Here is a 24,864-nt window from a genome sequence, read left to right as displayed (position 1 = left end):
AAGCCACGTCCACGTGGTTGCGCTTGGCTTACGCACCTCGGTGGGCAGCGGATCAGTTGGTCCGTCCAAGCTCGACCGGGCGAGGGGATCATCCGCGTGGAGGTCTGCCCCGCGGTGGCGAACACCGAGCCCTTTGTGCTGGCCATGCAGGCGAGCAGCGAGGGCCTTGAGCCTGGACGCGAGCGCCCTGTACGTGCAGGTGACCGGCAGGCTTTTGAAGCTGGGGAAAGGCATCCTGCTCGCCAAGCGGGTCGCGTTCGTGTACGCGCCAGTGGCGGAGAAGTGGCGGGGCTGGAAGCCCAAGCGCTGGACGATCCCAAGCTGGAGGGGCCAGTTGACCTGGAAGCGTACCTCCAGCAGGTAACTGCCTGATGCGTGACCACTTGCCCTTCAAACCCTGTTCTTCCACCTTCATACTTGATTCATCGAAATGTTCTGCGGTGAGAGGGAGGCGCAAGTGAATGTAAGCCCACAAGACCCCACATCCCAACACGTCATGGGACTATTGCAAGAAGCGGCTGACCTGATGCGCCAGGACCGACTTCCTGAAGGCATTGAACGGGCGCAGGAAGCGCTCTCACTGGCTGAGTCCGCTCGCGCGGATGTCCTGACGGCCCTGGCTCAGTTTCAGCTCGCCGATCTCTACCGGTATATTCCCCGGTCCCTGGATGCTTTCCAGCTCCTGACGCAGGCTGTCTCCACGTTTCGGCGGGCCAACCATCCTCGCCTTCCGCGGGCTATCGCGGTTCAAGGATTGATCCTCGGTGACCTGGGAGATCACACCGCTGCGCTTGACCTCTACCGCGAAGCGTTGAGTTATTTCACCGCATTTCCCGAGCATGCAGACCGAACTCAAGAAGCGTTTTGTTACGGTGCATTGGGAGTCGCGTGTACGCATCTGGGTGAGTTTGATCAGGCGGAGGCCGCTTATCTCAGAGCGATGACCGTTTATGAAGAGGCAGGTAACTGGGTGACCGTCTGTCACCTTTGGAACAACATCGTCATCGTGAGAACCCGCGCTCTGGCGAGGGATCAGGCGCATGGGCTTCCCACAGGTCACCTGATTGAGCAGGCAGAAGCGTACCTGCACCGTGCGGAGGATCTCAACGCCCGTCTGGTGCAGAGCGCTTTCGTGACAGCGGTCCTTTGCAATTCATGGGGAGATCTCTACGCGCTTACTGGAGCGTATGACCTGGCCGTGCCGCAAATACAGCAGGCCCTGACGATCTACCGTGGGTTGCAGTTGCCCCGTGGGGAAGTGGACGCCTTGACGAATTTAGGCGAAGTCGAGTTGAAACAGGGACAGGTGGAGGAAGCCATCGGGTCCTTCTTGCAGGCGCAGGAACTGGTAGCGCACCACGAACTGCGTGACCACGAGCGCAAGCTCGTGGAACTGCAGGCACAGGCGTATGAGGCCAGTGGGCAGTTCGAGCAAGCGCTGGCCTACCAGAAGCGCTTGCACACCATGACGTTTGATCTCCAGCAGCGTGAGACGCAGAAGAAGTTGCAGAGACTCGCCGTGCAGGCCGAAATTGAGCGGGTGCAGCGCGAAGCGCAGCAGGTTCGCCAGCAGAATGAAGCACTGAGCGCCCAGAATCACGCCTTGCAAGAGAAGAGCCAGACCCTGGATCGCCTCGCGCATCAGGACGCCTTGACTGGTCTGGCAAATCGGCGCGCTTTCGAGGAGTGGGAAGCGGGTTTGCCCACGCCGCTGCGGCCTAATTTCGCGCTGGCCGTTGTCGATATTGATCACTTCAAACGGGTCAACGACACCTTCTCCCACGCTGTCGGTGACGATGTTCTGAAACAGGTGGCCGGGCTGCTGCGTTCTGGGGTGCGGGAGGGAGACTTGGTGGCGCGGTTCGGTGGTGAGGAGTTTGTGGTGGTATTCCAGGATTTGGCCTCCTCGGGGTTGGAGGAGCGGGCCGAACAGTTACGCGCCCGTGTGGAAGCCCACCTATGGCGTGAGATGCATGCCGGACTCCAGGTCACCATTAGCGTAGGCGTCGCTGCGGCCTACGAGGGGGCTACAGTTCAGGCCTTGTTTGAGCAGGCCGACGGAAGATTATACGTCGCCAAACGGGGAGGCCGGAACCGCGTGGTCTGGAACTAGCAGGACTTTGTCACTTCAGATTGGTGCCGCTGGGTTGGTGGCCCAAGTCAGAACGCGCTGAGCGGTCCGATCCGGCGTCAACTCGGTCACGTCAAAGGTGGCCCCTGGCCACGGCACACCAGGGCGTTCGTGCCACCGCCCCCAGCACATCAGGTCCCAACTGTCCTCCATCAGTACGTCAGGGCGCCAGTCCGGATACGCTTCATGGGCCCGCATCCAGGCCGCCCAATTCAGCATGTCCTGAGAGGCAAGTCCATCACCTCGGCCGCGCAGTCGCCGGATGCGCTCTACATCAGCCACGTCTAGGAGGAGGTGCCGAATGCCTGCCAGACATGACGTAGAGGGGGCGGCGAGCACTTCGCCAAGAGGGCACTGACCGAGCAAGCCGAAGTCACCTTCGGCCTGGAGCGCGGTCTGAACCCATTGTTCGAGGAGTTGTTGACGCTCGACTTTCCCGCCTCCCTGCCAGCGTTCATCGAAGTCGTGCCATTGCACCGAGGGGTGAGCTTCACGGAGCAGAGGGAGGATGGTGGACTTCCCTGAACCAGACGCACCACTGATGACAAAGAGCATGCCAGCACGGTAGGACAGCAGGCTTGAAGACGCGTCAGTGGACTGGCTTAGAGCCAAATGATCTGCGGACTTCTGACAAAGTCCTGCTAGAAGCTGGGTGGTGACTGCTCAGCAGGGAGTGTGAACCTGGCTGAGCAGGCAGGGTAAAGGTATGAGGGCTGGTCGGGACAGGCTTCAGGACCAGTCGGTGGGGACGCCGAACTGCACGCGTCCGAAATGCTTGGTCTGGAGCAGGCGAGCGCGGGATAATGGCGTATGGACCTTGAACGTGCCCACGAATCGGATCTTGCCGACCAGCCGCGCAGTCGGCGTCCCCGGGGCCGCAAGAAGCCGATCAGGGCGCTCTTCGCCCTGTTCATCCCCGTGTTTGTCCTAAGTCTCGTCTTTGGACGAGGTGAACCTCTACCCGGCATAGCGGTGCTGCTGCTCGTAGGCCTGGCCGCCTTCTTGCTGCTGGGGAATGCCCGAACGGGAGCGAATCTGCGCGCAGTTCTGAGCCAACAAGAAGCCCAAGGTGTGGCAGCCCTGCTGGTTCCGGCTATGGCCATCAGCGGCGTGTTCGGGGGCCCGGTCATGATGTGCATGGTGGTTGGGCTGGCGGCGTTGGGTCTGCTCCTGGCGGGATGGCATGGTCCAACGGGCCAGGGCACGTCACCGCAAGAACAGGAACCGGTAGGCCTCAACGTTTCGCCGTCTCTACCGGTGCATACGGGTGCCGAAGTGCTGCCCTCGCTGGACGTGCGGGAGTTGTGCCGGGGCCTCCCATCTGCACTCGCCGGTGAAGTGCTGGTCACAGTGGAACATCTGGAAACGACCGAGATGAAGGCCCGTCAGGAGGGTCAGGCCCGCCGCACCTTTGATGCTGGGCAGAGCCTGCGCAGTTATCTCCCTGACGCGGTCATGGCCTGGAAGGCGCAGTCTCCGGACAGCCGTGACCCGGCAGAATTGGAGCGGGCGCTGGAGCAGATTCGCCGTATCTCGGGTGTGGACGAACAGGGCAGAGAGACGGCCCGCCGCGCCTGGGAAACTCAGCGCCGCTTTCTGGAGGCTCGCGCAGAGAAACCCAAGTTGGAATTGGAATAGGACCTCGATGCGCTCGTGCTGTTTATCGCGGGCCAGGGCCTGCTGTACTCCCGGGAGACGACCCCCGCTACAGACGAGGACGTCCGGGTCTTGAATCCCGCACGGCTTTTCGAGCTCGGTACCTTCGTTCCTGGAATTCCATCCTGACGGGGGAATTCTCAGGAGGAAGTCCGCCCACTCCCCTGGGCGCGGTCGGCCCTGCGGGCGGCTGAAGGGCATGGACTCCCAACGGGTGGAGGGGGTGGCCATTCACGCTCTCCTCAGCGCGCCACCCTGAGGCCCTTGCGCCAACCCCGAACGGGCGAGCGCGCCCAGTATGCTGAGCGCACGCGCCCCCTCTCTCAGGAGTCCACATGAACACACGTCGCCTGACGCTGCTCGCCGCCCTGACGCTAACCTCCACCGCTGCCGGATTCTGCGGTTTTTTCGTCGCCAAGGGCGACTCGAGGCTCTTCAACCGCAGCAACCAAGTGATCATCGCCCGCGATGGCAAGCGCAGCGTGTTCACGATGATGAACGACTACCAGGGCAACGTCAAAGACTTCGCCCGCATCGTGCCCATCCCGGTGGTGCCCAAGCGCCAGGACATCCGCATCGGAGACCCCAGCGTCGTCAAGAAGCTTGACGCGTACAGCGCGCCCCGCCTGGTGGAGTACTTCGACACCGATCCCTGCACGCCCCCCATGCCGTCAGTTGCGATGTCTCCCACCGCCGGAAATATCAACGAGGACAGGGCGCAAAGCGCCCGCGCCACGGCCAACGGGGTGAAGATTGAGGCGAGCTACCAGGTCGGCGAGTACGACATCGACATCCTCAGCGCCAAACAGCAGGGCGGCCTCGCCACCTACCTGCGCGGCGAGGGCTACCGGCTTCCCCCCGGCGCGGACGCCATGCTCGGCGGGTACATCAAGGGCGGCATGAAGTTCTTCGTGGTACGCGTGAACGTCCAGCGCTTCGACAAATCCGGCGGCGGGTTTCTGAATCCCATCGTGCTGTCATACACGTCGGAGAAATTCATGCTTCCCATCCGCCTGGGCACCCTGAACTCCCCCGGCGAGCAGGACCTGACCGTGTACCTGCTTTCCCCGTACGGCAAGGTCGTCACGCGCAACTACCGCACCGCCATGATGCCCACAGACAAAGAAGTCCCGCTGCTGGTCAAAGGCCAGTTTGAACCCTTCTACCGCCACGTGTTCAGAAAAGCGTACGAGCGCGAAGGCAAAAACGTCGCCTTGATGGAGTACGCCTGGAACTCGGGAAGCTGCGACCCGTGCAGCACCGAGCCGCCGACCCCTGAGGAACTCAAGGAAGCGGGCGTGTTCTGGCGGCAGGAGAACTTCAGCGGCCAGCCCGTCCCGGAAGTCGAAGGGCCCGCCAAGCCGGTGTTTCTCACGCGGCTGCACGTGCGCTACACCGCCAAGACCTTTCCCGAGGACCTGCACTTCAAGGAGACCAACGACACGGGCACCTACCAGGCCCGTTACGTCCTGCGGCACGACTTTACCGGCAAGGCAAAATGCAGCGCCGCCACTGCCTACCGCCGCGCCCTCCAGGACCGCCACGAGCAGCAGGCCCAGACCCTCGCCAATCTCACCGGCTGGGACATCAACCACATCCGCCAGCGCATGAACGGACAGGGCGACTAGGCCGCCCAGGAACTTGAACGCTCCCATCGCTTCGACTTGAAAGCAGGTGATGCAATTTGCTGCCGCTTCCGCCGTGGAGGCAAATGGGGGCAACGTCAAGAAAACTGCGCGCGAGACGGGCATCGGCATCCCTTCCAGGTGTCAAATCAAGGCTGAACATGCTGCGGGGTGCAGCAGCCCGACAGCGCCCTTTGCGCCTCAGCGTCCTTGCCGTGAACCCAGCGCGCGCCCTGTACGAACGCCTGGGGTTTCGGAGAGTTGATCAGGACGATGCTCGCCTCCATATGGAGGCGTGGCCGCATCCTTCTCCGCTTGAGGAGAAATTTTTGCCGGGGGTCATGCGGGAGGAGTTTGACGTGGATATTCAACGCACCCTTGGCCTACACGCCGTAGCCTGAAGAGGGGCGAGGTCGACGGCCTCCTGACTTCGGGCCCCGATTGGTCTTCTATCCAATAGTTCGGGCCATTGATTCGCGTTTAAGGTGGGCGCATGAAAGGAATACCCCGGCAGATCACGTTGCTCCTGGCCACGCTCTTGACCTTGGTGATGAACTACCTCTCCAACGCCCTCCCCCTATTCGGCAACAGCAACAAGGTCATCTCGGACCAGTTGCCCAATGCCTTTACTCCCGCTGGTTCCACCTTCGCCATCTGGGGAATCATCTTCCTTGGACTTCTGGCCTTTGCGATCTATCAGGCGACCCCCAGCCGACGAGGAGACCGCTATGACACCCTGTTCTGGCCGTTTCTGCTGGCCAATCTCCTGAATGTCAGCTGGCTCCTCGCGTTCCAAAGCCTCAATTTTGGACTGAGCGTCGTGGTGATGTTGGCCCTTCTGGCCAGCCTCATCTGGCTTTATACCCACCTCGACCGACTCAATCTGACCAAGACGGAGGTCTGGACGTTGGGGTTGCCCACCAGCCTGTATCTGGGCTGGATCGCCGTTGCGACAATCGCAAACATCACCGCCTGGCTGGTTAGCCGCGGCTTGTCTTCTGGTCTCGCCGGTCTGAGTGGGCCCTTCTGGTCGGCCTTACTGGTGGTCGTCGCGGCGCTGATCGGGGTGTTCCTGCTTCGAGCGAACCGCGATTATGCAGTGATGGGCGTGATGTTATGGGCCTTCTACGGGGTGTACCTTGCTCGCCCCGATACGGGTCCTGTCGTGGTAGGCGTGCTGCTGGGCGTTCTCGTTCTTATTGCAGGTGCCGTCACCAGTTTCAGACGACCACTTCGTTAACTCCTTCCTCAGGAGCAAAGCCCCGCCTGAGGAGCGGGGCTTTTGCTTTCGCTCCTCCCCGGTTTCACGGAGCGGAAGTAAGGAGAACGGAGAGCAGGGGGCTGAGGAGAGGGAGGCCGACGCCCGCACTCGTGGCATTTGCTTTTGGCGATGGCGCCGTTGCAGCTGCTCAGGAGGATGGACGCGAGTACGGTGATGATGACGATCACCAACGGGTGTGCGGCCAACGGCGCGCGCGTGCATGCTTTCAGGGTCAAGGGCGAGGGTGGTGTTGGGGTAGTCCCCTCCTGGAATGCGGGGGTTCAGCGGTTGCTGCTTGACCTGGGAGGAGGGAACACCGCAGTTGAGGGCACGACGGTTTCCCCTCGGTCTCCGGTGGCGCACACGCGCAATCAGCGGGCCTTCGAGACATGTATTACGCTTATTCTGCAGGTGGCTGTGGAATTTGCGCCCGCGGGCGGTGAGGAGCGCCCTTCGCGGGCGGTGCTGCTCTCGTTTGCGGGTGAAGTGGAGCGCAATGCTCGGGAGATCGCGGCGGTGTCCGGTGGTGGGGACCTCGCTGCCTCTGAGCTCGGACGGGAGTGGTACGTGAAACTGGCCGCGGCACGGGATGGGCCGGTGCAGGTGGCGTACCACGCGCTGCACTCAGCGGCGTACCTGGGGTTGGAGCGTGGTGAACTGGCGGCCACCATGCTGGCAGCAGTGGCATACGCCTTACGGGTGCTCGCGGCTCAGCCTGGGGCCGCAAACGAACGGGAGTTTTCGGTAACTGCCTTTCTCTACGGTCACCGCTCAGCACAGGCTCTGACCTCGTGCTAAGCGGTGACGGTGCGGCAACGTCGGCGGGCACGGGTGGTTCAGTGCTGCTCCGTTTGGCCGATTCGGCGGGCATCACTTCCTGGTGTAGGTTCGTCCGCCGATCATCAGGTTGTTTTTCTTCTTGTCCCAGAAAAAGGCGTAGGTGCGGCTCGTCTGGCCGTTCTGCCCCCTGAACTCCAGCGTATAACCATCGAAAACATATGTGGCTCTGACCCGGCTCGAAGGTCCCGCCGCACTCCCCGTCGTCACCGTAGACCCATTGTTCAGGGTGCCCATCACACCGCCGCTTTCCGTCCGGGTGAACTGCCCTCCGGCGGTAAAGGTGTACACGTCCCGGGCGGTGGACGTTGCGCCGTTCATCAACGTGCCGGACGTGTACGCCGAGAAGAATTCGTACGAGCCCGTCAGGCTTTCGTTCCTGTTGCCAGGAACGCCGAGCGTTCCCTTCGGGGGCGTCCAACGGCCTCCTTCAAGGAGCTCGTACCCCGTACCCTTCCGGCGCCATTTCGTCCACGCCTGCGGCTCGCCTTTTCGGGACGCGGCCACGTCCAGGTCATGAGGACTCCACCGCAGATTCAGGTAGGCCGTACCGTCCTTGAGCAGCAGCGTTGTGGTTTCCACACCTGTGATGTTGATGCCGTCAGACTCGTTTTCGTAGGTGTGCAGCAGGCCTTCAATCTGGCTGAGTTTCAGCCCCGCGTTGGGCTTGAGACGGTAGCGGTTGAAGCGTTCGAGTTCGGCCTGTTCCGCCCGCTTCGCCTCCTCAATGGGAGAGATCCCTTTGGCAGGACCCTGATACCGGCACACGGTCAGGTCGCCGTCTCTGTAACCGAACCCCTTCTGACCGTAGATCATGCTCCGCCCGCGTCCATCGGTCAGCACCCGGAAGATGTTGAACAGTGGCGCGTCATCCCCCACCCCGTCGTACCGGCCGTTGCCATACAGGAAGTCTTTCAGGTCGCGGTTGTCGTAATCTGTACTGATTTCGAGTTGCCCCGTATTCCGGTCATACCGGTACGCCGCCAGGAAGTTCTTCATTGGGCTTGACTTCTTTGTGGACGCATCGGTGAACTTCCCGTCCGTGAAGCGCAGCCCCTGGTCGGGATACAACGTCAGGGTGTAACTGACCACGCTGAGCAACGTCTCGAAGTCGTTGGTGTTCTGCTGAACACACCCGTACGCTCCAGCCTTGAGGGCGCCTCCGCCCTGATAGGGAGGCTGACCCCCGGCCTTGCCGAGCAGGTCCTGAACGTAGGTTTTCTCGACGGGGTCGAACGAAGTGTTTGTCAGGAATGCCCCTGCTTTTGAGGCGGTGGGAGGGCCCGCGGGTGTGGACGGAGCCGCAGGCAGGGAGGCCGCGGAACTCGGAACCCGGAGGCTTTGCGTGAGCCGGTATTCCTGCGGGTACAGCGCGGGCAGGTTGACCTGAGCGGTGAGTTGGGCGCGGATACCGCGGCAGTCCGACGCGGGGTTCTTGCTCGCGCGCGTCAAGGCTGCGTACACTTCATCCCGGCGGGCAAGGACTGCTGCCCGCAGGTCGGGAAGTTGTGCCGCAGCGTAGGTCTGGAGGTACGCCTCAATGCCCGGAAGACCGTATCCGGCTCGCCACGCGGCGTACTCCTTTTCGATGGTGGCCCGCTCAGCTGGGGCGCTGGTCAGGCACCAGTCGTGCGCGAGTGTTCCCACCTGTGCCGCGGCATAGAGCGTGGCCGCTGCCTTAAGCAGCCCGGGGTCAACCTGAGCGGCGCCAGCGCCATTCGGCTGTAGCGTGCAGAGTCCGACGAGGAAGCTCAGGGTGCAGAGGCGCGTCGTGGTCTGGGGCATCGTGGCGTTCATCCTACCCATCTACTGCTCAGGACTCCGGCTCCTGTCCGTTGGTACTCGGTTACCGGCCGAGTTGATCACCAGGCCTCGAAGCCGCCTGGATCACGCCCGAGACGTGTTGCAATATCCCCGGCGGTGTGTCCGGACGTACCCGCCGACCCTCTTGAAATGGTCCAGATCAAACGGGATGACACGGTACGGGGTTTCAGAGCCGCTGTTCCGGCCTTGCGCCCCCTGAACGGGAGCTCGGCCAGGGCGGTGCAGGATCACCACGAAGGCACACCGAACTCCGCAAGAAGTCGCCACCTTGGCGTGGATAGGATTTCTGTCAGAAAGACAGGTTTACGCTGACTTTACTATGAAGACAATCTCCGGCGTTATACGGACGGCTTGGCTGTTTCCTTTTGCGCTGCTGTGTGGTCTGACTTCCGCTGCTGCGCCTTCGCTCAACATCACTCTGGTTCTTGATCCTGGCGGTCCCTTTGACAAGGGCACGAATGAAGCCGCTACCCTTGGCCTGGAGCGCGCCGTGCGGGAACACGGGATGCCCTACAACACCGTCACCGCCATCGACAACGCTGACATGTTGCGTCAACTCCGCCTCGCTGCCCGCAGCAGCAATCTCGTGATTGCCTCAGGCCGCGACAGCGCCGCTGCACTCACCGTCGCTGCCAAAGAATTCCCAAACGTGCGTTTCGCTGGTGTCGACACCCTTCCCTCCGGACCGAATACCGCAGGCCTGCGCTTCCGAGAGCAGGAAGGCGCTTTCCTCGCCGGCTTCCTGGCTGCGAACGTCACGAGCACCCGGATCCTGGGTGTGCTCAGCACTGCTGACGACATTGTCGCGCGTAAATACCGCGCTGGGTTCAAGGCCGGAGTCGCGCTCGCTTGTCCAGCGTGCCGTGTGCTGGACGTCACCCAACCTGCAAAAGGCAGCATGGTCGATGCCTCCACCCTTGCCAAGAAACTCTACGCGCAGGGTGCGGACATCGTGCTCGCTGCGGTGGGAGCGAATAACCGCGGAGTGGTGACGGCCGCCACCGCTGTGCAGTGCCTGCGGGCAGGCATGCTCCCCAAAGGCGTGACCTTTCAGAGTGACGTCTTTGCGAAGGTGCCGCGAGGAGACCCGTACAAGGCCGAATGTCAAGGTGTGACGCGGCCCGTGTTTGCCATCGGCACAGACAGCGCGAACCTGGACAGTGCGGGTGACTCAGATGTCGACCGCAAAACCCTCAACCACGCCCTCACGAGCGTGGTCAAGCGCACGGACAACGCCGTCTTCGCCCTGGTGGATGACCTGGCCAAAGGCCGGCCATGGCGGACAGGTGAGCGCGGGTTTGGACTTGAAAATGATGGCATTGAACTCAGCATGAATGACTTCAATGCAGCGCTCCTGACCAAGGAGTTGAAAAGCAAGGTGACGGCCGTAGAAAAGTTAATTCTTGGGGGGACCTTGAAAGTCCCTTCTCAGTAAGGCAGTCATGCCTTCCTCGTCACTTCCTCTTGCGGCCTCACCTGCTGGAGGTACAGGCGTTGGGCAGACCGGAACTTTCTTTCAGGGGAGCTGTCTGCCGCAGGTGGGCCCACTCTCGCAGCGCATCCTCATTACTCCTCTCAGGTTTCCGGTCATTGCCCATGGATTTATTGATGGCTCATCGACAAAATTCCTGACAGGGGTGGAGGCCCGGCCATCCTACACTTGGCGGGAAAGGTGCCCTGAATGAGACGAACTGCCCTACTCCTGTTCCTACCGCTGTGCTGTACCGCTGCCGTGGCGCAGACGGCCCCTTCCCAGCCGTCTCCTGCGCCATCACCCCCGGCATCATCCACAACTGCCACCCCAGTGCCGCCTCGCGCCGCCTACACCTTCGAGATTCTGAATGCGGCCCGGCAACCGGTCGGCACCTTCAACGCGGCGGGACAGCTGCAGTCGTCGGGCGACCTTTCCACCGGTACCCTCCTGAGGATCTCCCGGCCGGGGGCCAGCCGGCTGTTTCAGCTTGCGCAACCCGTGATGGGCGAAACGGCGCTGGGTGACGTGCGGTTGGTGAACGGAAACAGCACGGTCACGCTGGGGGCCTTGCTGGGCGGCACGGCTCCACCCGAAGCGCGAACGAACGTCACGCCTGAGCAGCTCAACACCGCCCTGGGACTGTCCACCTCGCTGGGTACGGTCAGCGTCGGCATGGGAGGCTCCATCGGCGTGAATGGCCTCCCCCTCGCGTTGCCGCTGATTCTGCCACTGTTCTGAGGCGCTGCAGGAAGCGGCGGCCTGAGAAGGGGCCGCCGCCTGCTACCGTCCTGAAGGGCCGTTTATTTGCCACCGGATGCGGGAGTCGTGTTGCCAGCTGCCGCTTGCAGCAGGCGGTAAGCGATCACCTTATTGCCCTGGTCCAGCGTCACCTCGAAGATGGCCCCCGTGGTGTCCTGAAGTTGGCGGACGATCTGTCCGGCGGCGTTATTGGTTTCCTTCAGGACCTTGAGGCTGCTGATATTGCCTACGGTCAGCGTCTGCCCCAGCACCTGGCCGGCAGAGGTAACGGTGCGCTCCACGATATTGCCGGTGGCGTCCACCGTGCGCTGAACCGTCTGGCCCAGGCTGTTGACCGTCTGGGTGAGCACGCCACCAGGCTGGGTCACGTTGTTCAGCGTCTGGCCCACTGTTCCCACGGCCTTATCCACCACCCCGCCGGGCTGCAGGGCCGTGTTCGCCACGCCACCCACCGTGTTCACTGTGTTGTCCACGGTCGTCAGCAACCGCTCCAGAATTTGAGGGTTGCGGTCGATCGTGGTTAGGGTCCGGTCAATGATGCGGGCCACGTTATCGAGGTTGACCTTGAGTAGCGCCTCCGCCCGCACACCTTTGATGGTGAGCTTGACCTTATCGATGCTCACGTCGGCACCCGCCGTCAGTTGCAGCAGGTTGGCCAACCGGGCGTCCAGCGCAACGTGTGCCCGCAGGTTATCCACTTCCAGCGTAATTTCTTCAACGCTGAGGTTGGGCACGTCCAGCAGCACGTCCGGATTGCCGGTGTGCGCTTCCTGGCAGCGGCGCTCGCTGGCCACCCGCTGGGCTTCCTGATCAGCGGTGAGTTTGGTGCCCCGGTTGGCGTCCACGCTGAACTGGGCACAGGGGTCCTCGGCGGCGGTGCCCGTGCCCGCACCAACGGGCGTGACCGGAGGCACAGCAGCGGGTCGAGTGGTGGAGGCTGGGGTCCGGGGGGTTGGCTGAGGAGTCGTGGACTGGGCCAGAGCTGTACCCAGCGTGAGTTGAGCCAGCAGCAGGGCAGAGGCAGCAGCAATCTTTCTCATATTGTTCTCCTGCTCGGAATTGTACGCAGCAGAGGCAAGCGACTGGCACGAGAAAAAGGCATGCAAGACCCACGTTCGCTGAAGCGATTCTTTAGTTGAGGTTCAGTTTTTACCCCCTGGCTGGTCATGCTCGGGAAAATCCTTCCGAAACCACCCGCTGGAAGAACATGGTGGCAGACCAGGAGTTCACTGGCGCCAAGTAAGGTGATGACGTCGCCCCGTCAGCTCGGTGCTTTCCGCTCTTTCCGCATGGTGACGGACTGGCGACACCTCAGGTACCTGACGCCAGGCATGCAAACTGTTCATGAAACCCTACACCATTCTTGAGAAGGTGTGCCGGAAATTCCTTCCCCATCGCACGAAATACGAAAATACGTGCATGTCTCTGATCATCACCCTCCTCGTTGGTGCCCTGTGCGGCTGGCTCGCTTCCCTCGTTATGAAAACCGACGGCCAGCAGGGCGCCATTGCCAACATCCTCATCGGCATCGTCGGCAGCCTCCTCGCACAGTTCCTCTTCGGCAACCTCCTGCACCTCGGCGGCACTGCCGCGGGAAACGGCTTCAACCTCATGAGCATCGTTTGGGGCGTCGTCGGCAGCGTTGTCCTCATCGCCATCCTCAAGGCCATGCGCGTCTTGCGCTAAAGCCCCTGGGCCCACGCCTTCACGAAACGTGCCACCCTGGAAGGGGTGGCACGTTGTGTTGGGCCACAAGTCACCACTCGCGCCTGACCGGTCACCCCCTCACCCGTGGCATGACACCCAAGGCCACGGTGCCCGCCGCCGTCCCACCTCTGGACGCCGCGCACCTCGCCCCTCCTCAACTGCACCACATCGCGACGCGAGGCACCCTGACCACGCGGGAGCCCCTCCAGGCCCACGGCCCCAGACCCGAGTGGCAATTGCTGCTCGGCGAGGGCACGCTGAGGGGAATACCCCAAGGAATACGCCCAGATTTTGAAACTCATCCAGGCGACCTTGACAATATTCAGGCTGGCCGGTGGTCTGCCCCCGGAACTGGACAAAACGGACTGGAGTTGATCGGCTCGCCGTAGAGCAGCCTCCCTCAGCCCGCCGAACGGCGGGCAAATTCTTGCGGAGCCAGGTTGCGCAACGGACTGTGTGGCCGGGTGCCGGCGATGGGTCACTTCCTGCAAGTGACCCATCGCCGTTCCTGCGGCACGGCAAGCGTGTGCGCCGTACTGTGGCGAGTGTGGGGGTGGTCCACTGAACTCTCCCTCCACAAAACCGGCCCTTGCACGCTTTCGGTGCAGCCAGTCCTCATGGACGCCCAACAATAGGTGGGTGCGGGGCCTTGGTGAGGAGGACGTCGGCGGGAAAATGTCCCGGCGGGCGCTTCTGCCCTGGGTGGTGCGGAGCCTTGTTATTCACCCCCACTGGAGGAACTGCCGATGTCCGAGAAGGACGACCCGCTGTCTGAGGAGGACGAACTGTGATCCGAAGAGGTGGAACTGCTGTGAGCGTGGTGGCTCTCCCCACCATGGGCGTGTGCAGCACCGTGGTCGCTCTGCGCCGGTCCCGAGAAGGGCATGGAGGAACCGTGCCGGCCGTGATCCGGTCCAGCGTGATGATGGAGGCCGTGGTGATGCGTACCAGCGTGATGGGCTGTGCGTTCCTGATCTGCTCGCTCTGCCTGGTGTACGAGATTCAGTTGCTGCAATGCGGCGTAACCTGGATTCCAGGGTGAAGGGGGTGTTGGGGGAGGCGTGAAGGCTGGGGCAGGTTCAGTGCGCTGGTGCACTCTTTCTTGCATCGCCTGCATCGCCTGGGCCGCTGCCCTGCTGTCTGTCGCGTTGGGCGTGGGGGGAAGGGTTGACGATTCGGTGGGGCGGCTCTGGTCCATGGGGGCGTCTCCAGGCAACCTCCCCGATCGGTGCTGGCGTGTCCGTACCAGGAGGAGGACCGCGACAACGGCGAGGACTACGGCCAGTGCGGGGAGCAGCAGGCCTCCGAGGGCGGGGCCACTGTTCACGACTTGAGGCGTGTCCGGCGGAAGCTGAACGCCTTGCAGGGCGCGTGCGGGTGGGCCGAGGAGGGTGGCGGTCAGGAGCGCAGCCTGCAGCGGGCGAGCGGAACGGAAGGTCAGGCCCGAGCAAGCACTGTCCGTGACGAGGTCTACGGCGGGAAGATTCGGGCGCATGCCTCTATTGTGCAGGCCTCCACGGCACCCTGGAGCCCTTCAGCCTTATGCCGCACTTTGCCACACGGAGGGGATGGCCCATCACTTTCCGCTGAAAGCGGCCTTCCGCATCGTGACCCTCAGCCCCGAAGTGCAGGTGCTGGACGCTCACGATCAGGTGCTCCTGCAGGTCAAGCAGAAAATGCTGACCTTGCGCGAGGACACCACAGTGTTCGCCGATGCCGAAAAGACCCGTCCGCTCTACCGCATGAAAGCCGACCGCATGAGCGGCTTCCGGGCTGTGCACGCGGTGACCCGACTCGCGGACGGGCAGGCTTTGGGATCGGTTCGGGCCGCCGGACTGCGCTTCCTCTGGCGCGCCCGCTATGACGTCACGGACCCGGCGGGGAACACACTGGCGCACGTGCAGGAGCAAAATCCCTGGACCAAGGTCGTCGACGCTCTGCTGGACGAAGTGCCGCTGATCGGCCCTCTGGTCGCGATGTTCATCAATCCGCGCTACACCGTGCAGGATGCGCAAGGACGGGTCTTCGCCATGATTTTGAAGAAACGCTCGTTCGTGGCGCGGCACTTTACCCTGGAACGCCTGGAAGCCAACCCGCCGGAGTTGAGCGACGAGCTGCTCGCCCTGGGCCTGGTACAGGTAATTTTCTTGGAACGCGGCCGGCAGTGAAGGAAGGGGTCTAAACGGACTGGGCATAGGTTCCCTCGACGCGCCTTACGAGGTTACGCAAGAAAAGCGCCGTTGGCGCGGGGTTCAGGCGGCCCTTTCCAGCCCAGCGGTTTTGGGAACTACTGCGCGAGCAGGAGCAGCAGCAAGAGCGCATCCGTGGCCAGGAGCAGGTGGCTCACCCACTTCAAGGCCACACCCGCGTCATCCGCACGCTTCACTCTCCGTTTTCGGCGTGCCATCCACCAAATCTACCCCTCCCCCTCCAGCACGTGCGTGAAGAACCCGCCATCCGGAGGGACAGGCGTGACGGGCCGTGAACTTCAGGAGGCGTCCTGTTTCGGGACAACGGGGATGCACAGGGCGCGCTCGAAGAGGGCGCAGGTGCCCTCCGTGTCCTTGGTCCTGTACTTGAACAGGGCGGCGGGGAGCTGGTCCGGGGCGGGTTTGAGGCCCGCGCGTTCCAGCTCCGCGCTGCGCGCAAGGTGGGCGGGGTGGGTGTCCTTGTAGGTGGGGATGTCGCGTTTCTTGCCCATGCGGCGTGCTCCTGCTCTGGTGTGGACTACTGAGGCGCGTGGATGGGCAGGGGGCCGTAATAACCGAGGCGCCGGGCTTCGGTGCGGTCGGCCTGCGTGACCTCAACGCCTGCGATGCGGGGGGAAAGGTAGAGGGTGTCCTCGTGGAGGGTCATGTGGAGTCGGCCGCCTCGCGAAGCGTGAAGGCGGAGGAGTTCCGTCACGAGCGGAGAGGAAATGAGGACGGTGTTTTGTCCGGGAGGGAGCCAGTGGAGGCGGAGCGACGGGGACATCAGACCTTTATTGTGCCGCGTAGGGTGTGTGCATCAAGAGGGTGAGAGAGTAGCTTGGGAGGATGCGTCCTGCTGACCTGACCCCGACCGAGATGGCTGAGTTGTTGGATGCTGCGTACCGGGACGACCGGGGACTGGAAGGAGAAGGCCTGGAGCCGGAGGACCGTCAAGCGCTTGCGGCCTATCTGGGGTCACATGAGGACGCCCGTGCGGCGGCCTGGGAGGTCTGGCAGGAACTGTTCCCCGACGAGCCGGAGTACGCGGTGAGCGCGGACATTGAGTACTGGTTGGACGTGGAGTTTATCGAGCCTTGATCGGACTGAGCGGCGCGCTCGGCGGCGCATGTTGGATGGGGATACCGAAGTGGTCACCGTCCTGGAGGTGCAAGGCGGGAGCGCCCGGGTCCTTCTGCCAGACACGGGCGAGGAAGACTTGCCGTTGTCTTCGCTCCCTTGGGGAGTTCTGGCTGGGGACTGTGTTGGCATGCGGATGTGCGAGGGGGATGCGGAGGTGGTGCTCCTCCCGAACTTTGGGGTGAATCTGGAGTCGCGCGAGCGTCTGAGCGAGGAGTCAGGCGCTGTCTGGAGACGACAAAGCGCCCTTGAAGGGCGCTGGAAGCGTGTCTTGCCTGGCGTCAGGGGTAGAGGTCAAACCCCGCTTCGTCCAGGAGCTGCTCGAGGCGTTTCTTGGCCGCGTGGATCTGCGGCATGGTTTCCGCTTCGAAGTACACCTTGATGGGGCGGCCCGCTCGGGTTTTGCCGAGGTCCCAGGTGGTGCCTTCATAGGCCGGGTCGTCTTTGAGTTTCTGGAGGGCCGCCTTGACGGCTTTTTCGGGGATACCTGCGTGGATGGCCATATCGTCTTTGAGCACGCACTCAGGGTAGTGCACGGGTGTTGCAGCGGAATGTTCGCGTTGAAGGACGGCAGTTGGGGGAGATGGCCGGGCGACTTTTCTTGCAGGGCGGCATCTCGGCGAGCGTGAACGACAAACCCGTCGCCGACGCCATGGCCATCCTGGAAGGCGCGACCCACACCAGGGTGTTGCTGGACGTTATCCACCCCATCGGTAAGCCCGCCTCCCACAAGCTCCACATCGGGCGGGGCAAGCTCGGGTACCGCGCGCTCGCCGCTGACGTCCTGGGCGTCACCGTCACCAGCCTCGCTGCGCTGGACACCGATCAGGCCGCCACGGTGCGCAGCTGCGCTTACGGGCAGATGGGCCTGACCACCGGACAGAGGGTGATCGGTGTCCAGAACCGCTGCCATCATCTCTCTTCCCGGCGGCCAGCGATTCTCAGCGCATTCGCCAGCGCTTCAGCGTGGGGCAAGCCCTCCGCCCGCATTCCGCTGAGGCCTCTCCTCCATTTGAATAGGCACTCTCCGCCAGGGTCTTCCACGTTGCAAAGGTGCCAGACTTCGGCTCCATCTCGGTCCCCGCGAGGTTTGCACTGCGGGTAACCTGCGGAGGTGACGTTCCTCACTTCCCTGGCCCGCCCCCGTGCGCTGGCGGCCCTCCTCCTCGGCGCGGCACTTCCCTTTGTTCTGAGCGCGTGCAACTCCTGCGCCGACGCTGGTCTGTGCCGCGTGGCGGGCGACGAAGCCCAGCCCTTCGCGTAGGTCCCGGCCCCTGTGGAAGTGCCGTGACGGTGCTCGTGACCGTGGACCTGCGCGGCATTTCTGCGAGTGAACCCCTGGAATTCCAGGCCGGCGATTCCGCAGCCAAAGCCCTCGGGAAGGATGTGCTCGCGCTGTTCGATGGGGGACGCGTGGCCGGGCGCTGGTCCGGCACGCCGTTTACTGGAACGCGGGGTCAGGTGCAGGTCACGGCGAGCGCCGACGCGAAGGTGGCGACTGGACCTGGTGACTACTACAGCACGGGAGACCGCGCATTCATCCGTAAGGTGAATTCCAGCACCAACCGCGTGTCTCCCCTCAGCATGACCGTCGCGGTTCGGTAACCCGGCAGGTCAAGTGGGAGGGGGAAGGTCCGATTGGACCTTCCCCCCTCTCCTGCGCCAGCTTCAGTAGGCGGTGGCGCTAGTGCTCAACTGGCAGTCGACCAGAGCGTGATCGGTGCCGTCGTAATACCCGCGAACGGCGCAGTTCCCGGTGAAGCTGTTGCTCAGCACGTGGTCGAGCGCCAGGGTCCCCCAGACGTACCGTGCGCTGGGTGTATTGCCCGCGTCAATCAGGCTCGCCACGGGACGCACGGCTTCACTGGCGTACCAGGGGTGAAGAATTCCCGGCGAGACGCCACACCGCCCGCATAGGCGTCGTTGTAAGGCTCAGTGTTGAAGTCCCCGGCAATCAGGTGGATGGGATTGCCCCGTGCGCGCAGGTTGGCGGCCAGGTCGGTGATCTGGGCCGCCCGCCAGCGCTGTTTGCGTGCAGGTGTAGCGGTACCGGTTGCCCAACCCTTGGCCGGCGTCGTCGCGCCTGGGAAAGAGGACCATCTCCAGCAGTTCATCACGGACAGTCCCTGGCGGACCGGGCCCTTGGAAATCCTGCTTGCTCAGCGGGCGGCTCTACGTCAGGCAGGGAAGTGAGATGCAGGAGGTGGTGATCGATCACCACCTCCCGGACACACGCTGGAAACATGCCTCCCTTGCTTCCAGGACACCGCGGACTCCGAAGTCTCCCCGTCACACCGGTCAGGGGCCTGGCATGCGCGTCCTGACGTACCGCCACCTGGACCCCTCCGGGGTTGAGACTCAATTCGAGGGAGTTCACGCCGCTCGCTTGGGGATTTCGCAAGCGCGGAGGTCAAGAAGCCCGTGGCTTGGGTGACTTTGCGCTGAACCAGTAGTGTCGGGTGACATGGTTCACGCGAATGCTGTGGACGATGATATCCAACACGCCCTTTTCTCCTGCCGAGCAGCACGAAAACGGGCGTAACTCTTCAGCAAAGAGTGCGCCCGTTTTCGCTTCGGTTCAGCGTCGCTCTGCGTGTGGATGGACCTGGTGGGTCACTTGCCACGGGTGACTGGTTTCCCGAGCTCGGGGATGTCGAGGGAACTTCGGCCAGGACAGGTTTCCGTTCTCTCGTCCTTCAGGGGTCTGAACGCCTACGCCCGTGGCAGGTGACCCACTAGTGGTTGCTCTCCCACGCCTCGACGAAGCTGTCGCCGAGTTCTCCAGCGTTGTCGATCGCGACCTCCTTCAGCGTCTGTTTGCCGGGGGACCCGAAGATGTAGTCGGTCCAGAGGCTCACTTCGATGTACTTGCCCTCTTTGGTCACCCACGCCTCGATATTGGAGAAGTACGCGCTCCCGTCTTTGGTGGTGCTAAACGAGTAGAAGAGGTTGAGCTGCCGGTTGCTGCCCGTGCCTTTGTCCTGACAGGGGTTGTCAGCGACCGTGATGCCTGCATCTTCGAGGCGGGACGAGAGCGCGTCGAACGCGTCGCTGGCCAGGTCCTTGTCTTCCTTGGTCTTGATTTCCGCTGCGGCGTTGAGGCACACCGTGCGGAAGTCTTTCAGGTTGACGTTCGTATGGGTCGCGTGCGCGGTGGGCGTGAGCAGGACGGCGCTGAGCAGGGGCAGGGTGATGTGCTTCAGGTTCATAGGCTTCTCCGCACGAAAAGGCAAACACAGCTTTTTTCGTCACTTCAGTATGAGAGGACCAAGTGGATCCGGTCAATCGGATTTTATCAATGGTTCGGACAGTTTTAGGCAGCTTTGAGGCCAAAATTGAGCGGCCTGGAAGGAAGCGAACTTGATTCCTCAAAGCGAGCCTCGAGACCCAGATTGAGCAAAATGACTTGGGCGCGCAGGGCGTATAACGCCCTGCTCGTCATGTCCTCTCCACGGAACACCAGGCTTTGTCCCCCTTCAGCAGCGTGCAGCGCTTCCAGGCGAGCCAGGTTCAGGTCGAGCATCACCATGTTCCAGTGCGCCTCGATGCCCTGCTGTGATCGTCGTTGAACATCCTGGCTGCCGAGGAATTGCTTCTCGTCCCGAAAGACCAGTTCGGTCTCGAACCGGCTCTGGTAGAGCGCCGTGACGTCATGAGCAGGCATGGTCACGGCGGTGCTGAACAGCACCGCCTGGCCGGTTCCTGTCCCCACGGAAGCCAACTGCTGAACGACGACCACACGCCGCTCACGTTTCCCATGGCGTCCCCAGACGATCTGGGTCAGGAGCCGTTGGGTGAGCGTCTCAAAGACCAGCTCAAATCGCCTCAGATCGTGGAAGTCGACCTTCCCATCAAACGTTTTCTTTCGTCCTCGACGCTTGACGTGTTCACCGGCGTATAGGTACTTGAGATTGGCATTCCGCAGCAGTTGTGAGACCAACGGGAAACCGTGACCCGTCACGGTTTCCACAACGGAGGTGTTGGCATAGGCTCCATCGGCGACGATGGCCGCGAGCTCGGTCTGAGGATGGGCCCGGAGGTCCAGCAGGACCTCCTCCAATTGATCTGTGGTCTGTTCCATCCGTCCAGGTGCCTCAAGGCCCGTGCGGGTCTGACGGGCATGAAAGATCTGCCCGTGTCGGACTTTGATCAGTGCACAACAAGCGTGCTCAATGCCTCGTTCTACACGTGCTGTACACCCATTCCAGAACGCGCCAGGATGGGGGCGGTCTTCTTCCCGGACTTGCGGTGGACGGACGCACCGGTGGCCAGGATGCAGAGCGGTGACCACCGCGGCCATCTGGAGTGACCACCAGGGCACCGCGCCCTCATCGTCCCGGTACAGTCAACGCCGACCAGACCCACTGGAAATTGAGTACGCACAGACCCACTTTCGGTGGGTCGTCCCTGTGCACCTCAAAAACTGTCTGAACCATTGGACAGCAGACGTTGGGGTGAGCTTGAACGCAGGGACTTATCAGCTCGGATTGTGACGACTCAGCAGGATGTTCCACTTTGTACTGAGTCGTCACACCGATTCCAGGATCAACTCGACTTCAACGACAGCCGGTAAAAACCCATCCGATTCCACGGCGTGCTCGCCCAACATACGGAAGCCGTTCTTTTCTAGCACCCGCTGGGACCCCACGTTGTGCTTCGCCACTTGCGCGAACACTGGCCGCTGCGTGAACTCTGCCAGAAAGGTCTGCAGCGCTCGCGTCGCCACACCTTGTCCCCAGTATGCTCGCCCCAGCCAGTACCCCAGCATCCACCGGCCGTTCTGTTCATAACTTTCCATGTTGCCAGCCACTTCACCGTTCACTTCAATGGTCCGCAACTCGTTGGAATGGCGTTGCCGGATGCGGGCCCAGTGGGCGGAAAATCTTGGCCAGTCGCGAGAGGGGAAAGCGGCCATCTGGGTGGCTTCCAGGTCGAGTTGCTGTTCGTAGAACACGCGTATGTCTTCATCACGGACTTCTCGCAGAAGGACATGAGGGGGTGTCATGACGCAGTGTAAGGAGAGTCGGGCGTCATGAAGCTTTGGGTGTCTATTGAGGGGGACTGAGCGGGCGCTGGGCTGAGTAGTCACCTCGGATTTATGAACCGCGAAGAGTGGCTGTCGCTGGGTGGGATTGAAGGTAAGGGGCTTGTTGGCCAGCGGCCGTACGGTGGGACACCACTCCAAAATGGCCAGCCGAAGATAGGCAGCGGAAGGACCAGGGCGTTCCCGAATACCAGGAGGACCCCCATGAATGCCCCCAACGGGGCACTGTGGTCCCGCAGAGTAAGCTTCGACCATGCCTGTGTTCCTTTTTCGTCCCCATGGGCAACGTCAGAAAGAGGTCATGGAACGGTTGCGTAGCGCGGAGCTTTCCTACGCGCCTGCTGGAATGACCGATTCTCCAGAAGTTCCTCCAGGCATGCAGGCGATGAACGAAAGCGTCCTGCTGGGGCATGGCCAGATGTGTTTTGAGCGCGCGCGTGCGGCGTTGATGGCGTGGCAGACGCACAGGTTGAAGTGGTTGAGTCTCCAGGCAGATGGACCGCCGAGAGTGGGGCAGACGGTGCTGCTGGGAGCGTACCTTGGACCGCTGACCTGGTTGTTCGGCTGCCGGGTCGTCGCTGTGACCGACTCGCCTGTGGCGTATGCCTACACCTACGGCACCCTCCCTGGCCATCCCGAATGCGGGGAAGAGCGCTTCCGGCTGGAATTGCATCCAGATCAGCGCTTGACGTTCAGCCTCCGGGCATACTCGCGTCCTGCTGGGCCCCTGATCAGGGTGGTGCAGCCACTCGCCACACTGGCGCAGCGAGCGGGGTCGAAGGCGTATCTCCAGAACATGCGCCGTTCCACGCGCTCTTCTGGCCCTTAAAGCTTCAGGGACCGTCCAGGGCCTTCTTAAGCTCAGCCCACCAGGATCCCCCTCATCCCCACCGTTATTCTCATCCTGGCTGTACCTGACCATCCGGGGCGCCAGCATCTGCCTGGTCCTTTGCGGTCAGAAGGACCAGGCATGCCGCAGACCGGCCCGTGAGGCTCGTCCAGAGCGGTGACTCGCCGTGGTGCCGGATTAGGGATCCTGGCGGGCTGAGCCCGCTGGAGGTGTGCGGGGCGCGGATGATCAACTCTCCAGCCTCCCGGTGGAGAAAGGGCTGGAAACCCGGCGGAAAGCAGGAGGACAAATGGGACCTGGCGCAGGGACTGTAACGGACCCCTGGGATTTCATATGGCCCAGGGGTCGGGTCCTTTTTCGGAGCTGGCTGTGGTGCTGCACTTCTCAGCGGGTTCCACGGGGGAAAAAGGCCGAACGGCTGGTCCGGCCCCACCCTCTGCGGATCAGCGGAGCGCTGCCGTTGCCTCCTGGCCCTGGGTGCCGTTCAGGGCGCGTGGCGTGACCCGGTAGGTATCGCCGCTGCGGCCCTGAGGATCGCTGAACGAGAGGGTGTTCACGGTGCCCAACAGGGTCGGCGTGCCGCCCCGCACCCGCGTCACGAGGTACGTCACGGCTTCGGGAGCGGCGCGCCAGGCCAGGCGCGCGCCGCTCGTGCCGGCGGCCACGCTCAGGCCCTCCACTGCTCCCACCACCGGGTTGTAGTCTGCCGTGGCCGACTGCACCCCGGAGGACGCTGAGCGCTTGCCCGCCGTGTCCACCCCCGCCACCACGTAGGCGTAGGGCAGGGTGGGCACCACGTGCGTATCCTCAAAGGAGGTCGCGCTGCCCGGCAGCCGGGCGATCAGCACGGTGCTGCCGTCGGGATTGCGCCGAAAGACCTCGGCCTGTGCGGGCACGCCTCCGGGGTAACTCCAGCGCAGGGTGATGTGACGGTCTCCTCCCTGCGCGGCGAGGAGCGTGGGCGCGGCCCCCGCCTCACGCGAACGGCTGACAGTGGCGGCGGAACTCGGGACGCTGTTCACGCCCGAGGTGTTCACCGCGATCACCCGGAAGGAAAAGGCTGTGCCCGGGAGCACTCCGAGGGGCACCTCCAACGTGGTGCCAGGTTGCGGCTTCGGGGTAAAGGCCACCAGGTCACCCGCAGGGGCGTCGGGCCGGGACGCGCCCACCACCAGGTAGCCCTGTACGTCGGCCTCGGGGCTGGGTGACCACGTGAGGCGCACCACGCCGTTTTCGAGCGCGGCCTTCACTCCGGCGGGCGCCGTGGGAGGTGTGCCGTTCATCGCCTGCACAGGACGGAAGGGCCCAGGCCCACTCTGGCCCTCGCGGAGTTTCACCCCCAGGGCATACACGTAGGTCCGGGCAACGGCGGCGCTGGCGTCCGTGTAGGTTGCCGCCTCCGGCTTCAGTTCCGCGATGGGTTTCAGGTCTGCCCGCCCACTGCCCCGGTACACAGTGATGCCCAGCACGCGTGGGTCGTCCGTGGCCGTCCAGCCGAGCGTCACCGCAGCGCCCTTCGCGCTCGCCTTTTCCGTCACCCGCTCGATCACGAGGGGGGTGAAGGGCTCACCCTCGCGCAGGTCGACGAGCAGGGGTGCAGTGGGCGCACTCTCTCGCCCGAAGAGGTCCACCGCCGTCACCCGGTAGGTGTATTTGGCGCGTCGCTTGAGGCTGGGGTCGTTGTCGGCGTAGCTCACCCGCTCGGGCCGCGCCTTGTCGGTTCCCGGAAAGTAGGGCGAGGGCTCGAGCAGCTTGAGTTCCTGGCCCGCCTCCGCACGGGAGATGCGGTAGGCCATCGTGAAGCCACCCGCACGGGTCCAGAAGAGGGTCGCGCGGCCAACGCTGGGCGCGGCGGTGAGGTTCCTGGGCACGGGCACAGGAGGCGTCGGGCCGGGCGTGACCTCGGCGGTGCCCACCGGAGTCTCGCGCCCGCCTGTCAGGGCTGTAACCGTAAAGCGGTACTTCACGCTGGGCTTCATCCCCTCCTGGCTCACGAGGAGGTTCAGGGTTTTCGCCCAGCCCGTGTTCGCCAGCAGTTGCAGTTCGCGGCTCACGCGGGCCTGGGGGTCCGCGGTGGTCTTGCTGTAGAGCGCTTTCAGGCCGTCGTAGGTCTTGGCGTCCACCCAGCCCTGCCGCACCGCTTCCTCGCGGGAGACGATCCCGGGCAGCGTGCGCGTGACCGTCTCTCCGCCGCCTTCGCGGGTCAGGCGGTAAGCGTCGGGAAGGGTGCCGCCCGGCAGCGCCCAGCGCAGCAGAGCACCTTGCGGAGTGGGAAGGGCGGCGACACCGGTTTTGGCGGGACTGCTGGCGTTCTGGGCGGCGGCGGTGAGGCTGAGCAAAGCCGCCAGGGTCAACAGGTGTTTCATGGTG

The 24,864-nt window shown here is 63.2% G+C and carries 28 protein-coding genes and 2 pseudogenes; 18 read left to right on the top strand and 12 right to left on the bottom strand.

Annotated features, from left to right (window positions below; translation table 11 throughout):
* The first annotated feature begins 96 nt into the window (after positions 1 to 96).
* Both B9A95_RS05935 and B9A95_RS05930 read left to right on the top strand, forming a co-directional pair.
* Entirely contained in the window at positions 97 to 372 is a 276-nt protein-coding gene (locus B9A95_RS05935) for a hypothetical protein (RefSeq protein WP_170928452.1), read from the top strand.
* 85 nt (positions 373 to 457) lie between these two features.
* Positions 458 to 2,113 carry a diguanylate cyclase gene (locus tag B9A95_RS05930; RefSeq protein ID WP_170928451.1) on the top strand — a complete coding sequence of 552 codons (1,656 nt, stop codon included), beginning with the start codon at positions 458 to 460 and terminating at the stop codon, positions 2,111 to 2,113.
* Positions 2,114 to 2,128: 15 nt separating this feature from the next.
* On the opposite strand, the gene B9A95_RS05925 is transcribed toward B9A95_RS05930, so the two are convergent.
* Positions 2,129 to 2,686: a nucleoside/nucleotide kinase family protein gene (locus tag B9A95_RS05925; protein WP_084046015.1), complete on the bottom strand. Its 558-nt coding sequence runs from the start codon at positions 2,684 to 2,686 to the stop codon at positions 2,129 to 2,131.
* Between the two features lie 255 nt (positions 2,687 to 2,941).
* Between B9A95_RS05925 and B9A95_RS05920 the strand changes: the two genes are divergently transcribed.
* Positions 2,942 to 3,769, top strand: coding sequence for a hypothetical protein (locus B9A95_RS05920; protein WP_084046014.1), 828 nt, complete (start codon positions 2,942 to 2,944; stop codon positions 3,767 to 3,769).
* A gap of 353 nt (positions 3,770 to 4,122) precedes the next feature.
* Complete coding sequence (locus tag B9A95_RS05915) at positions 4,123 to 5,415, top strand: DUF2330 domain-containing protein (protein ID WP_084046013.1); 1,293 nt, start codon at positions 4,123 to 4,125, stop codon at positions 5,413 to 5,415.
* Positions 5,416 to 5,561: 146 nt separating this feature from the next.
* Here B9A95_RS05915 and B9A95_RS33305 read toward each other — a convergent pair whose 3' ends face one another.
* The gene (locus B9A95_RS33305) at positions 5,562 to 5,717 is read right to left on the bottom strand and encodes a hypothetical protein (protein WP_170928450.1); all 156 of its coding nucleotides are present in this window, start codon (positions 5,715 to 5,717) and stop codon (positions 5,562 to 5,564) included.
* Positions 5,718 to 5,905: 188 nt separating this feature from the next.
* On the opposite strand from B9A95_RS33305, the gene B9A95_RS05910 reads away from it, so the two are divergent.
* Positions 5,906 to 6,652, top strand: a complete 747-nt coding sequence (locus B9A95_RS05910; protein WP_084046012.1) for a TspO/MBR family protein — start codon at positions 5,906 to 5,908, stop codon at positions 6,650 to 6,652.
* Between the two features lie 177 nt (positions 6,653 to 6,829).
* Entirely contained in the window at positions 6,830 to 7,471 is a 642-nt protein-coding gene (locus B9A95_RS05905) for a hypothetical protein (protein WP_212648259.1), read from the top strand.
* Positions 7,472 to 7,543: 72 nt separating this feature from the next.
* Here B9A95_RS05905 and B9A95_RS05900 read toward each other — a convergent pair whose 3' ends face one another.
* On the bottom strand, positions 7,544 to 9,307 hold the full coding sequence (locus B9A95_RS05900; RefSeq protein WP_084046011.1) for a hypothetical protein: 1,764 nt from the start codon (positions 9,305 to 9,307) through the stop codon (positions 7,544 to 7,546).
* A gap of 346 nt (positions 9,308 to 9,653) precedes the next feature.
* On the opposite strand from B9A95_RS05900, the gene B9A95_RS05895 reads away from it, so the two are divergent.
* Positions 9,654 to 10,769 carry a BMP family lipoprotein gene (locus B9A95_RS05895; protein WP_084046010.1) on the top strand — a complete coding sequence of 372 codons (1,116 nt, stop codon included), beginning with the start codon at positions 9,654 to 9,656 and terminating at the stop codon, positions 10,767 to 10,769.
* Between the two features lie 246 nt (positions 10,770 to 11,015).
* Complete coding sequence (locus B9A95_RS05890; protein ID WP_139806505.1) at positions 11,016 to 11,546, top strand: hypothetical protein; 531 nt, start codon at positions 11,016 to 11,018, stop codon at positions 11,544 to 11,546.
* Positions 11,547 to 11,608: 62 nt separating this feature from the next.
* Here B9A95_RS05890 and B9A95_RS05885 read toward each other — a convergent pair whose 3' ends face one another.
* Positions 11,609 to 12,607, bottom strand: a complete 999-nt coding sequence (locus B9A95_RS05885; RefSeq protein ID WP_245808154.1) for a hypothetical protein — start codon at positions 12,605 to 12,607, stop codon at positions 11,609 to 11,611.
* 379 nt (positions 12,608 to 12,986) lie between these two features.
* On the opposite strand from B9A95_RS05885, the gene B9A95_RS05880 reads away from it, so the two are divergent.
* The 4 genes from B9A95_RS05880 to B9A95_RS05870 all read left to right on the top strand — a co-directional run bounded on the left by B9A95_RS05880 (position 12,987) and on the right by B9A95_RS05870 (position 15,442).
* Positions 12,987 to 13,253: a GlsB/YeaQ/YmgE family stress response membrane protein gene (locus B9A95_RS05880; protein ID WP_084046184.1), complete on the top strand. Its 267-nt coding sequence runs from the start codon at positions 12,987 to 12,989 to the stop codon at positions 13,251 to 13,253.
* A 110-nt stretch (positions 13,254 to 13,363) separates the two neighbouring features.
* Positions 13,364 to 13,663, top strand: coding sequence for a hypothetical protein (locus tag B9A95_RS31660; RefSeq protein ID WP_139806504.1), 300 nt, complete (start codon positions 13,364 to 13,366; stop codon positions 13,661 to 13,663).
* A 506-nt stretch (positions 13,664 to 14,169) separates the two neighbouring features.
* Complete coding sequence (locus B9A95_RS33300) at positions 14,170 to 14,316, top strand: hypothetical protein (RefSeq protein WP_170928449.1); 147 nt, start codon at positions 14,170 to 14,172, stop codon at positions 14,314 to 14,316.
* A gap of 526 nt (positions 14,317 to 14,842) precedes the next feature.
* Complete coding sequence (locus B9A95_RS05870; RefSeq protein ID WP_084046007.1) at positions 14,843 to 15,442, top strand: LURP-one-related/scramblase family protein; 600 nt, start codon at positions 14,843 to 14,845, stop codon at positions 15,440 to 15,442.
* A gap of 320 nt (positions 15,443 to 15,762) precedes the next feature.
* Here the strand turns inward: B9A95_RS05870 and B9A95_RS05865 are convergent, their stop codons facing one another.
* Positions 15,763 to 15,975: a hypothetical protein gene (locus B9A95_RS05865; protein ID WP_084046006.1), complete on the bottom strand. Its 213-nt coding sequence runs from the start codon at positions 15,973 to 15,975 to the stop codon at positions 15,763 to 15,765.
* Between the two features lie 26 nt (positions 15,976 to 16,001).
* Positions 16,002 to 16,178: a hypothetical protein gene (locus tag B9A95_RS33295; RefSeq protein ID WP_170928448.1), complete on the bottom strand. Its 177-nt coding sequence runs from the start codon at positions 16,176 to 16,178 to the stop codon at positions 16,002 to 16,004.
* A gap of 131 nt (positions 16,179 to 16,309) precedes the next feature.
* Here B9A95_RS33295 and B9A95_RS05860 point away from each other — a divergent pair, with 131 nt between their 5' ends.
* Entirely contained in the window at positions 16,310 to 16,561 is a 252-nt protein-coding gene (locus B9A95_RS05860; protein ID WP_084046005.1) for a hypothetical protein, read from the top strand.
* A gap of 320 nt (positions 16,562 to 16,881) precedes the next feature.
* Here B9A95_RS05860 and B9A95_RS05855 read toward each other — a convergent pair whose 3' ends face one another.
* Positions 16,882 to 17,118: a hypothetical protein gene (locus B9A95_RS05855; protein WP_084046183.1), complete on the bottom strand. Its 237-nt coding sequence runs from the start codon at positions 17,116 to 17,118 to the stop codon at positions 16,882 to 16,884.
* Positions 17,119 to 17,183: 65 nt separating this feature from the next.
* Here B9A95_RS05855 and B9A95_RS05850 point away from each other — a divergent pair, with 65 nt between their 5' ends.
* From B9A95_RS05850 to B9A95_RS05845, 3 genes are read left to right on the top strand one after another with little or no spacing between them, the layout of a single operon-like run.
* Positions 17,184 to 17,705 carry a hypothetical protein gene (locus tag B9A95_RS05850; RefSeq protein ID WP_139806502.1) on the top strand — a complete coding sequence of 174 codons (522 nt, stop codon included), beginning with the start codon at positions 17,184 to 17,186 and terminating at the stop codon, positions 17,703 to 17,705.
* A 9-nt stretch (positions 17,706 to 17,714) separates the two neighbouring features.
* Positions 17,715 to 17,864, top strand: coding sequence for a hypothetical protein (locus B9A95_RS33290; RefSeq protein ID WP_170928447.1), 150 nt, complete (start codon positions 17,715 to 17,717; stop codon positions 17,862 to 17,864).
* 23 nt (positions 17,865 to 17,887) lie between these two features.
* Positions 17,888 to 18,205, top strand: a complete 318-nt coding sequence (locus B9A95_RS05845) for a hypothetical protein (RefSeq protein WP_084046003.1) — start codon at positions 17,888 to 17,890, stop codon at positions 18,203 to 18,205.
* A gap of 63 nt (positions 18,206 to 18,268) precedes the next feature.
* Here the strand turns inward: B9A95_RS05845 and B9A95_RS05840 are convergent, their stop codons facing one another.
* Entirely contained in the window at positions 18,269 to 18,457 is a 189-nt protein-coding gene (locus B9A95_RS05840; protein ID WP_084046002.1) for a hypothetical protein, read from the bottom strand.
* Between the two features lie 201 nt (positions 18,458 to 18,658).
* On the opposite strand from B9A95_RS05840, the pseudogene B9A95_RS36795 reads away from it, so the two are divergent.
* Positions 18,659 to 18,790, top strand: a pseudogene (locus tag B9A95_RS36795) (IS701 family transposase); the annotation flags it as partial.
* A gap of 545 nt (positions 18,791 to 19,335) precedes the next feature.
* Here B9A95_RS36795 and B9A95_RS05835 read toward each other — a convergent pair.
* The 3 genes and pseudogenes from B9A95_RS05835 to B9A95_RS05825 all read right to left on the bottom strand — a co-directional run bounded on the left by B9A95_RS05835 (position 19,336) and on the right by B9A95_RS05825 (position 21,605).
* Complete coding sequence (locus B9A95_RS05835) at positions 19,336 to 19,809, bottom strand: fimbrial protein (RefSeq protein WP_084046001.1); 474 nt, start codon at positions 19,807 to 19,809, stop codon at positions 19,336 to 19,338.
* A 104-nt stretch (positions 19,810 to 19,913) separates the two neighbouring features.
* A pseudogene (locus B9A95_RS05830) lies at positions 19,914 to 20,945 on the bottom strand (transposase); the annotation flags it as partial.
* Positions 20,946 to 21,128: 183 nt separating this feature from the next.
* The gene (locus tag B9A95_RS05825; RefSeq protein WP_084046000.1) at positions 21,129 to 21,605 is read right to left on the bottom strand and encodes a GNAT family N-acetyltransferase; all 477 of its coding nucleotides are present in this window, start codon (positions 21,603 to 21,605) and stop codon (positions 21,129 to 21,131) included.
* Between the two features lie 292 nt (positions 21,606 to 21,897).
* Here B9A95_RS05825 and B9A95_RS05820 point away from each other — a divergent pair, with 292 nt between their 5' ends.
* Positions 21,898 to 22,473, top strand: coding sequence for a DUF1990 domain-containing protein (locus B9A95_RS05820; protein WP_084045999.1), 576 nt, complete (start codon positions 21,898 to 21,900; stop codon positions 22,471 to 22,473).
* Positions 22,474 to 22,937: 464 nt separating this feature from the next.
* Here the strand turns inward: B9A95_RS05820 and B9A95_RS05815 are convergent, their stop codons facing one another.
* Positions 22,938 to 24,860 (bottom strand): fibronectin type III domain-containing protein, encoded by a 1,923-nt coding sequence (locus tag B9A95_RS05815; protein WP_139806501.1) that lies wholly within the window; start codon positions 24,858 to 24,860, stop codon positions 22,938 to 22,940.
* Positions 24,861 to 24,864 lie beyond the last annotated feature (4 nt).

Source organism: Deinococcus hopiensis KR-140 (assembly GCF_900176165.1).
In the GTDB taxonomy this organism is placed as follows: domain Bacteria; phylum Deinococcota; class Deinococci; order Deinococcales; family Deinococcaceae; genus Deinococcus; species Deinococcus hopiensis.
The sequence above is the reverse complement of the archived record's forward strand: the minus strand, read 5'-3'. Positions and strand labels throughout refer to the sequence as shown.

Excerpts from the sequence above, each read along its gene's own strand:
- B9A95_RS05915 (WP_084046013.1), top strand. The coding sequence starts at position 4,123 with ATGAACACACGTCGCCTGACGCTGCTCGCCGCCCTGACGCTAACCTCC.
- B9A95_RS33305 (WP_170928450.1), bottom strand. The coding sequence starts at position 5,717 with ATGCGGCCACGCCTCCATATGGAGGCGAGCATCGTCCTGATCAACTCT.
- B9A95_RS05880 (WP_084046184.1), top strand. The coding sequence starts at position 12,987 with ATGTCTCTGATCATCACCCTCCTCGTTGGTGCCCTGTGCGGCTGGCTC.
- B9A95_RS05870 (WP_084046007.1), top strand. The coding sequence starts at position 14,843 with ATGGCCCATCACTTTCCGCTGAAAGCGGCCTTCCGCATCGTGACCCTC.
- B9A95_RS05820 (WP_084045999.1), top strand. The coding sequence starts at position 21,898 with ATGCCTGTGTTCCTTTTTCGTCCCCATGGGCAACGTCAGAAAGAGGTC.
- B9A95_RS05885 (WP_245808154.1), bottom strand. The coding sequence starts at position 12,607 with ATGAGAAAGATTGCTGCTGCCTCTGCCCTGCTGCTGGCTCAACTCACG.
- B9A95_RS05900 (WP_084046011.1), bottom strand. The coding sequence starts at position 9,307 with ATGAACGCCACGATGCCCCAGACCACGACGCGCCTCTGCACCCTGAGC.
- B9A95_RS05815 (WP_139806501.1), bottom strand. The coding sequence starts at position 24,860 with ATGAAACACCTGTTGACCCTGGCGGCTTTGCTCAGCCTCACCGCCGCC.
- B9A95_RS05910 (WP_084046012.1), top strand. The coding sequence starts at position 5,906 with ATGAAAGGAATACCCCGGCAGATCACGTTGCTCCTGGCCACGCTCTTG.
- B9A95_RS05860 (WP_084046005.1), top strand. The coding sequence starts at position 16,310 with ATGCGTCCTGCTGACCTGACCCCGACCGAGATGGCTGAGTTGTTGGAT.
- B9A95_RS05865 (WP_084046006.1), bottom strand. The coding sequence starts at position 15,975 with ATGGGCAAGAAACGCGACATCCCCACCTACAAGGACACCCACCCCGCC.
- B9A95_RS05920 (WP_084046014.1), top strand. The coding sequence starts at position 2,942 with ATGGACCTTGAACGTGCCCACGAATCGGATCTTGCCGACCAGCCGCGC.
- B9A95_RS05905 (WP_212648259.1), top strand. The coding sequence starts at position 6,830 with ATGGACGCGAGTACGGTGATGATGACGATCACCAACGGGTGTGCGGCC.
- B9A95_RS05925 (WP_084046015.1), bottom strand. The coding sequence starts at position 2,686 with ATGCTCTTTGTCATCAGTGGTGCGTCTGGTTCAGGGAAGTCCACCATC.
- B9A95_RS05835 (WP_084046001.1), bottom strand. The coding sequence starts at position 19,809 with ATGAACCTGAAGCACATCACCCTGCCCCTGCTCAGCGCCGTCCTGCTC.
- B9A95_RS05850 (WP_139806502.1), top strand. The coding sequence starts at position 17,184 with ATGGCCGGGCGACTTTTCTTGCAGGGCGGCATCTCGGCGAGCGTGAAC.
- B9A95_RS05890 (WP_139806505.1), top strand. The coding sequence starts at position 11,016 with ATGAGACGAACTGCCCTACTCCTGTTCCTACCGCTGTGCTGTACCGCT.
- B9A95_RS31660 (WP_139806504.1), top strand. The coding sequence starts at position 13,364 with ATGACACCCAAGGCCACGGTGCCCGCCGCCGTCCCACCTCTGGACGCC.
- B9A95_RS05825 (WP_084046000.1), bottom strand. The coding sequence starts at position 21,605 with ATGACACCCCCTCATGTCCTTCTGCGAGAAGTCCGTGATGAAGACATA.
- B9A95_RS05895 (WP_084046010.1), top strand. The coding sequence starts at position 9,654 with ATGAAGACAATCTCCGGCGTTATACGGACGGCTTGGCTGTTTCCTTTT.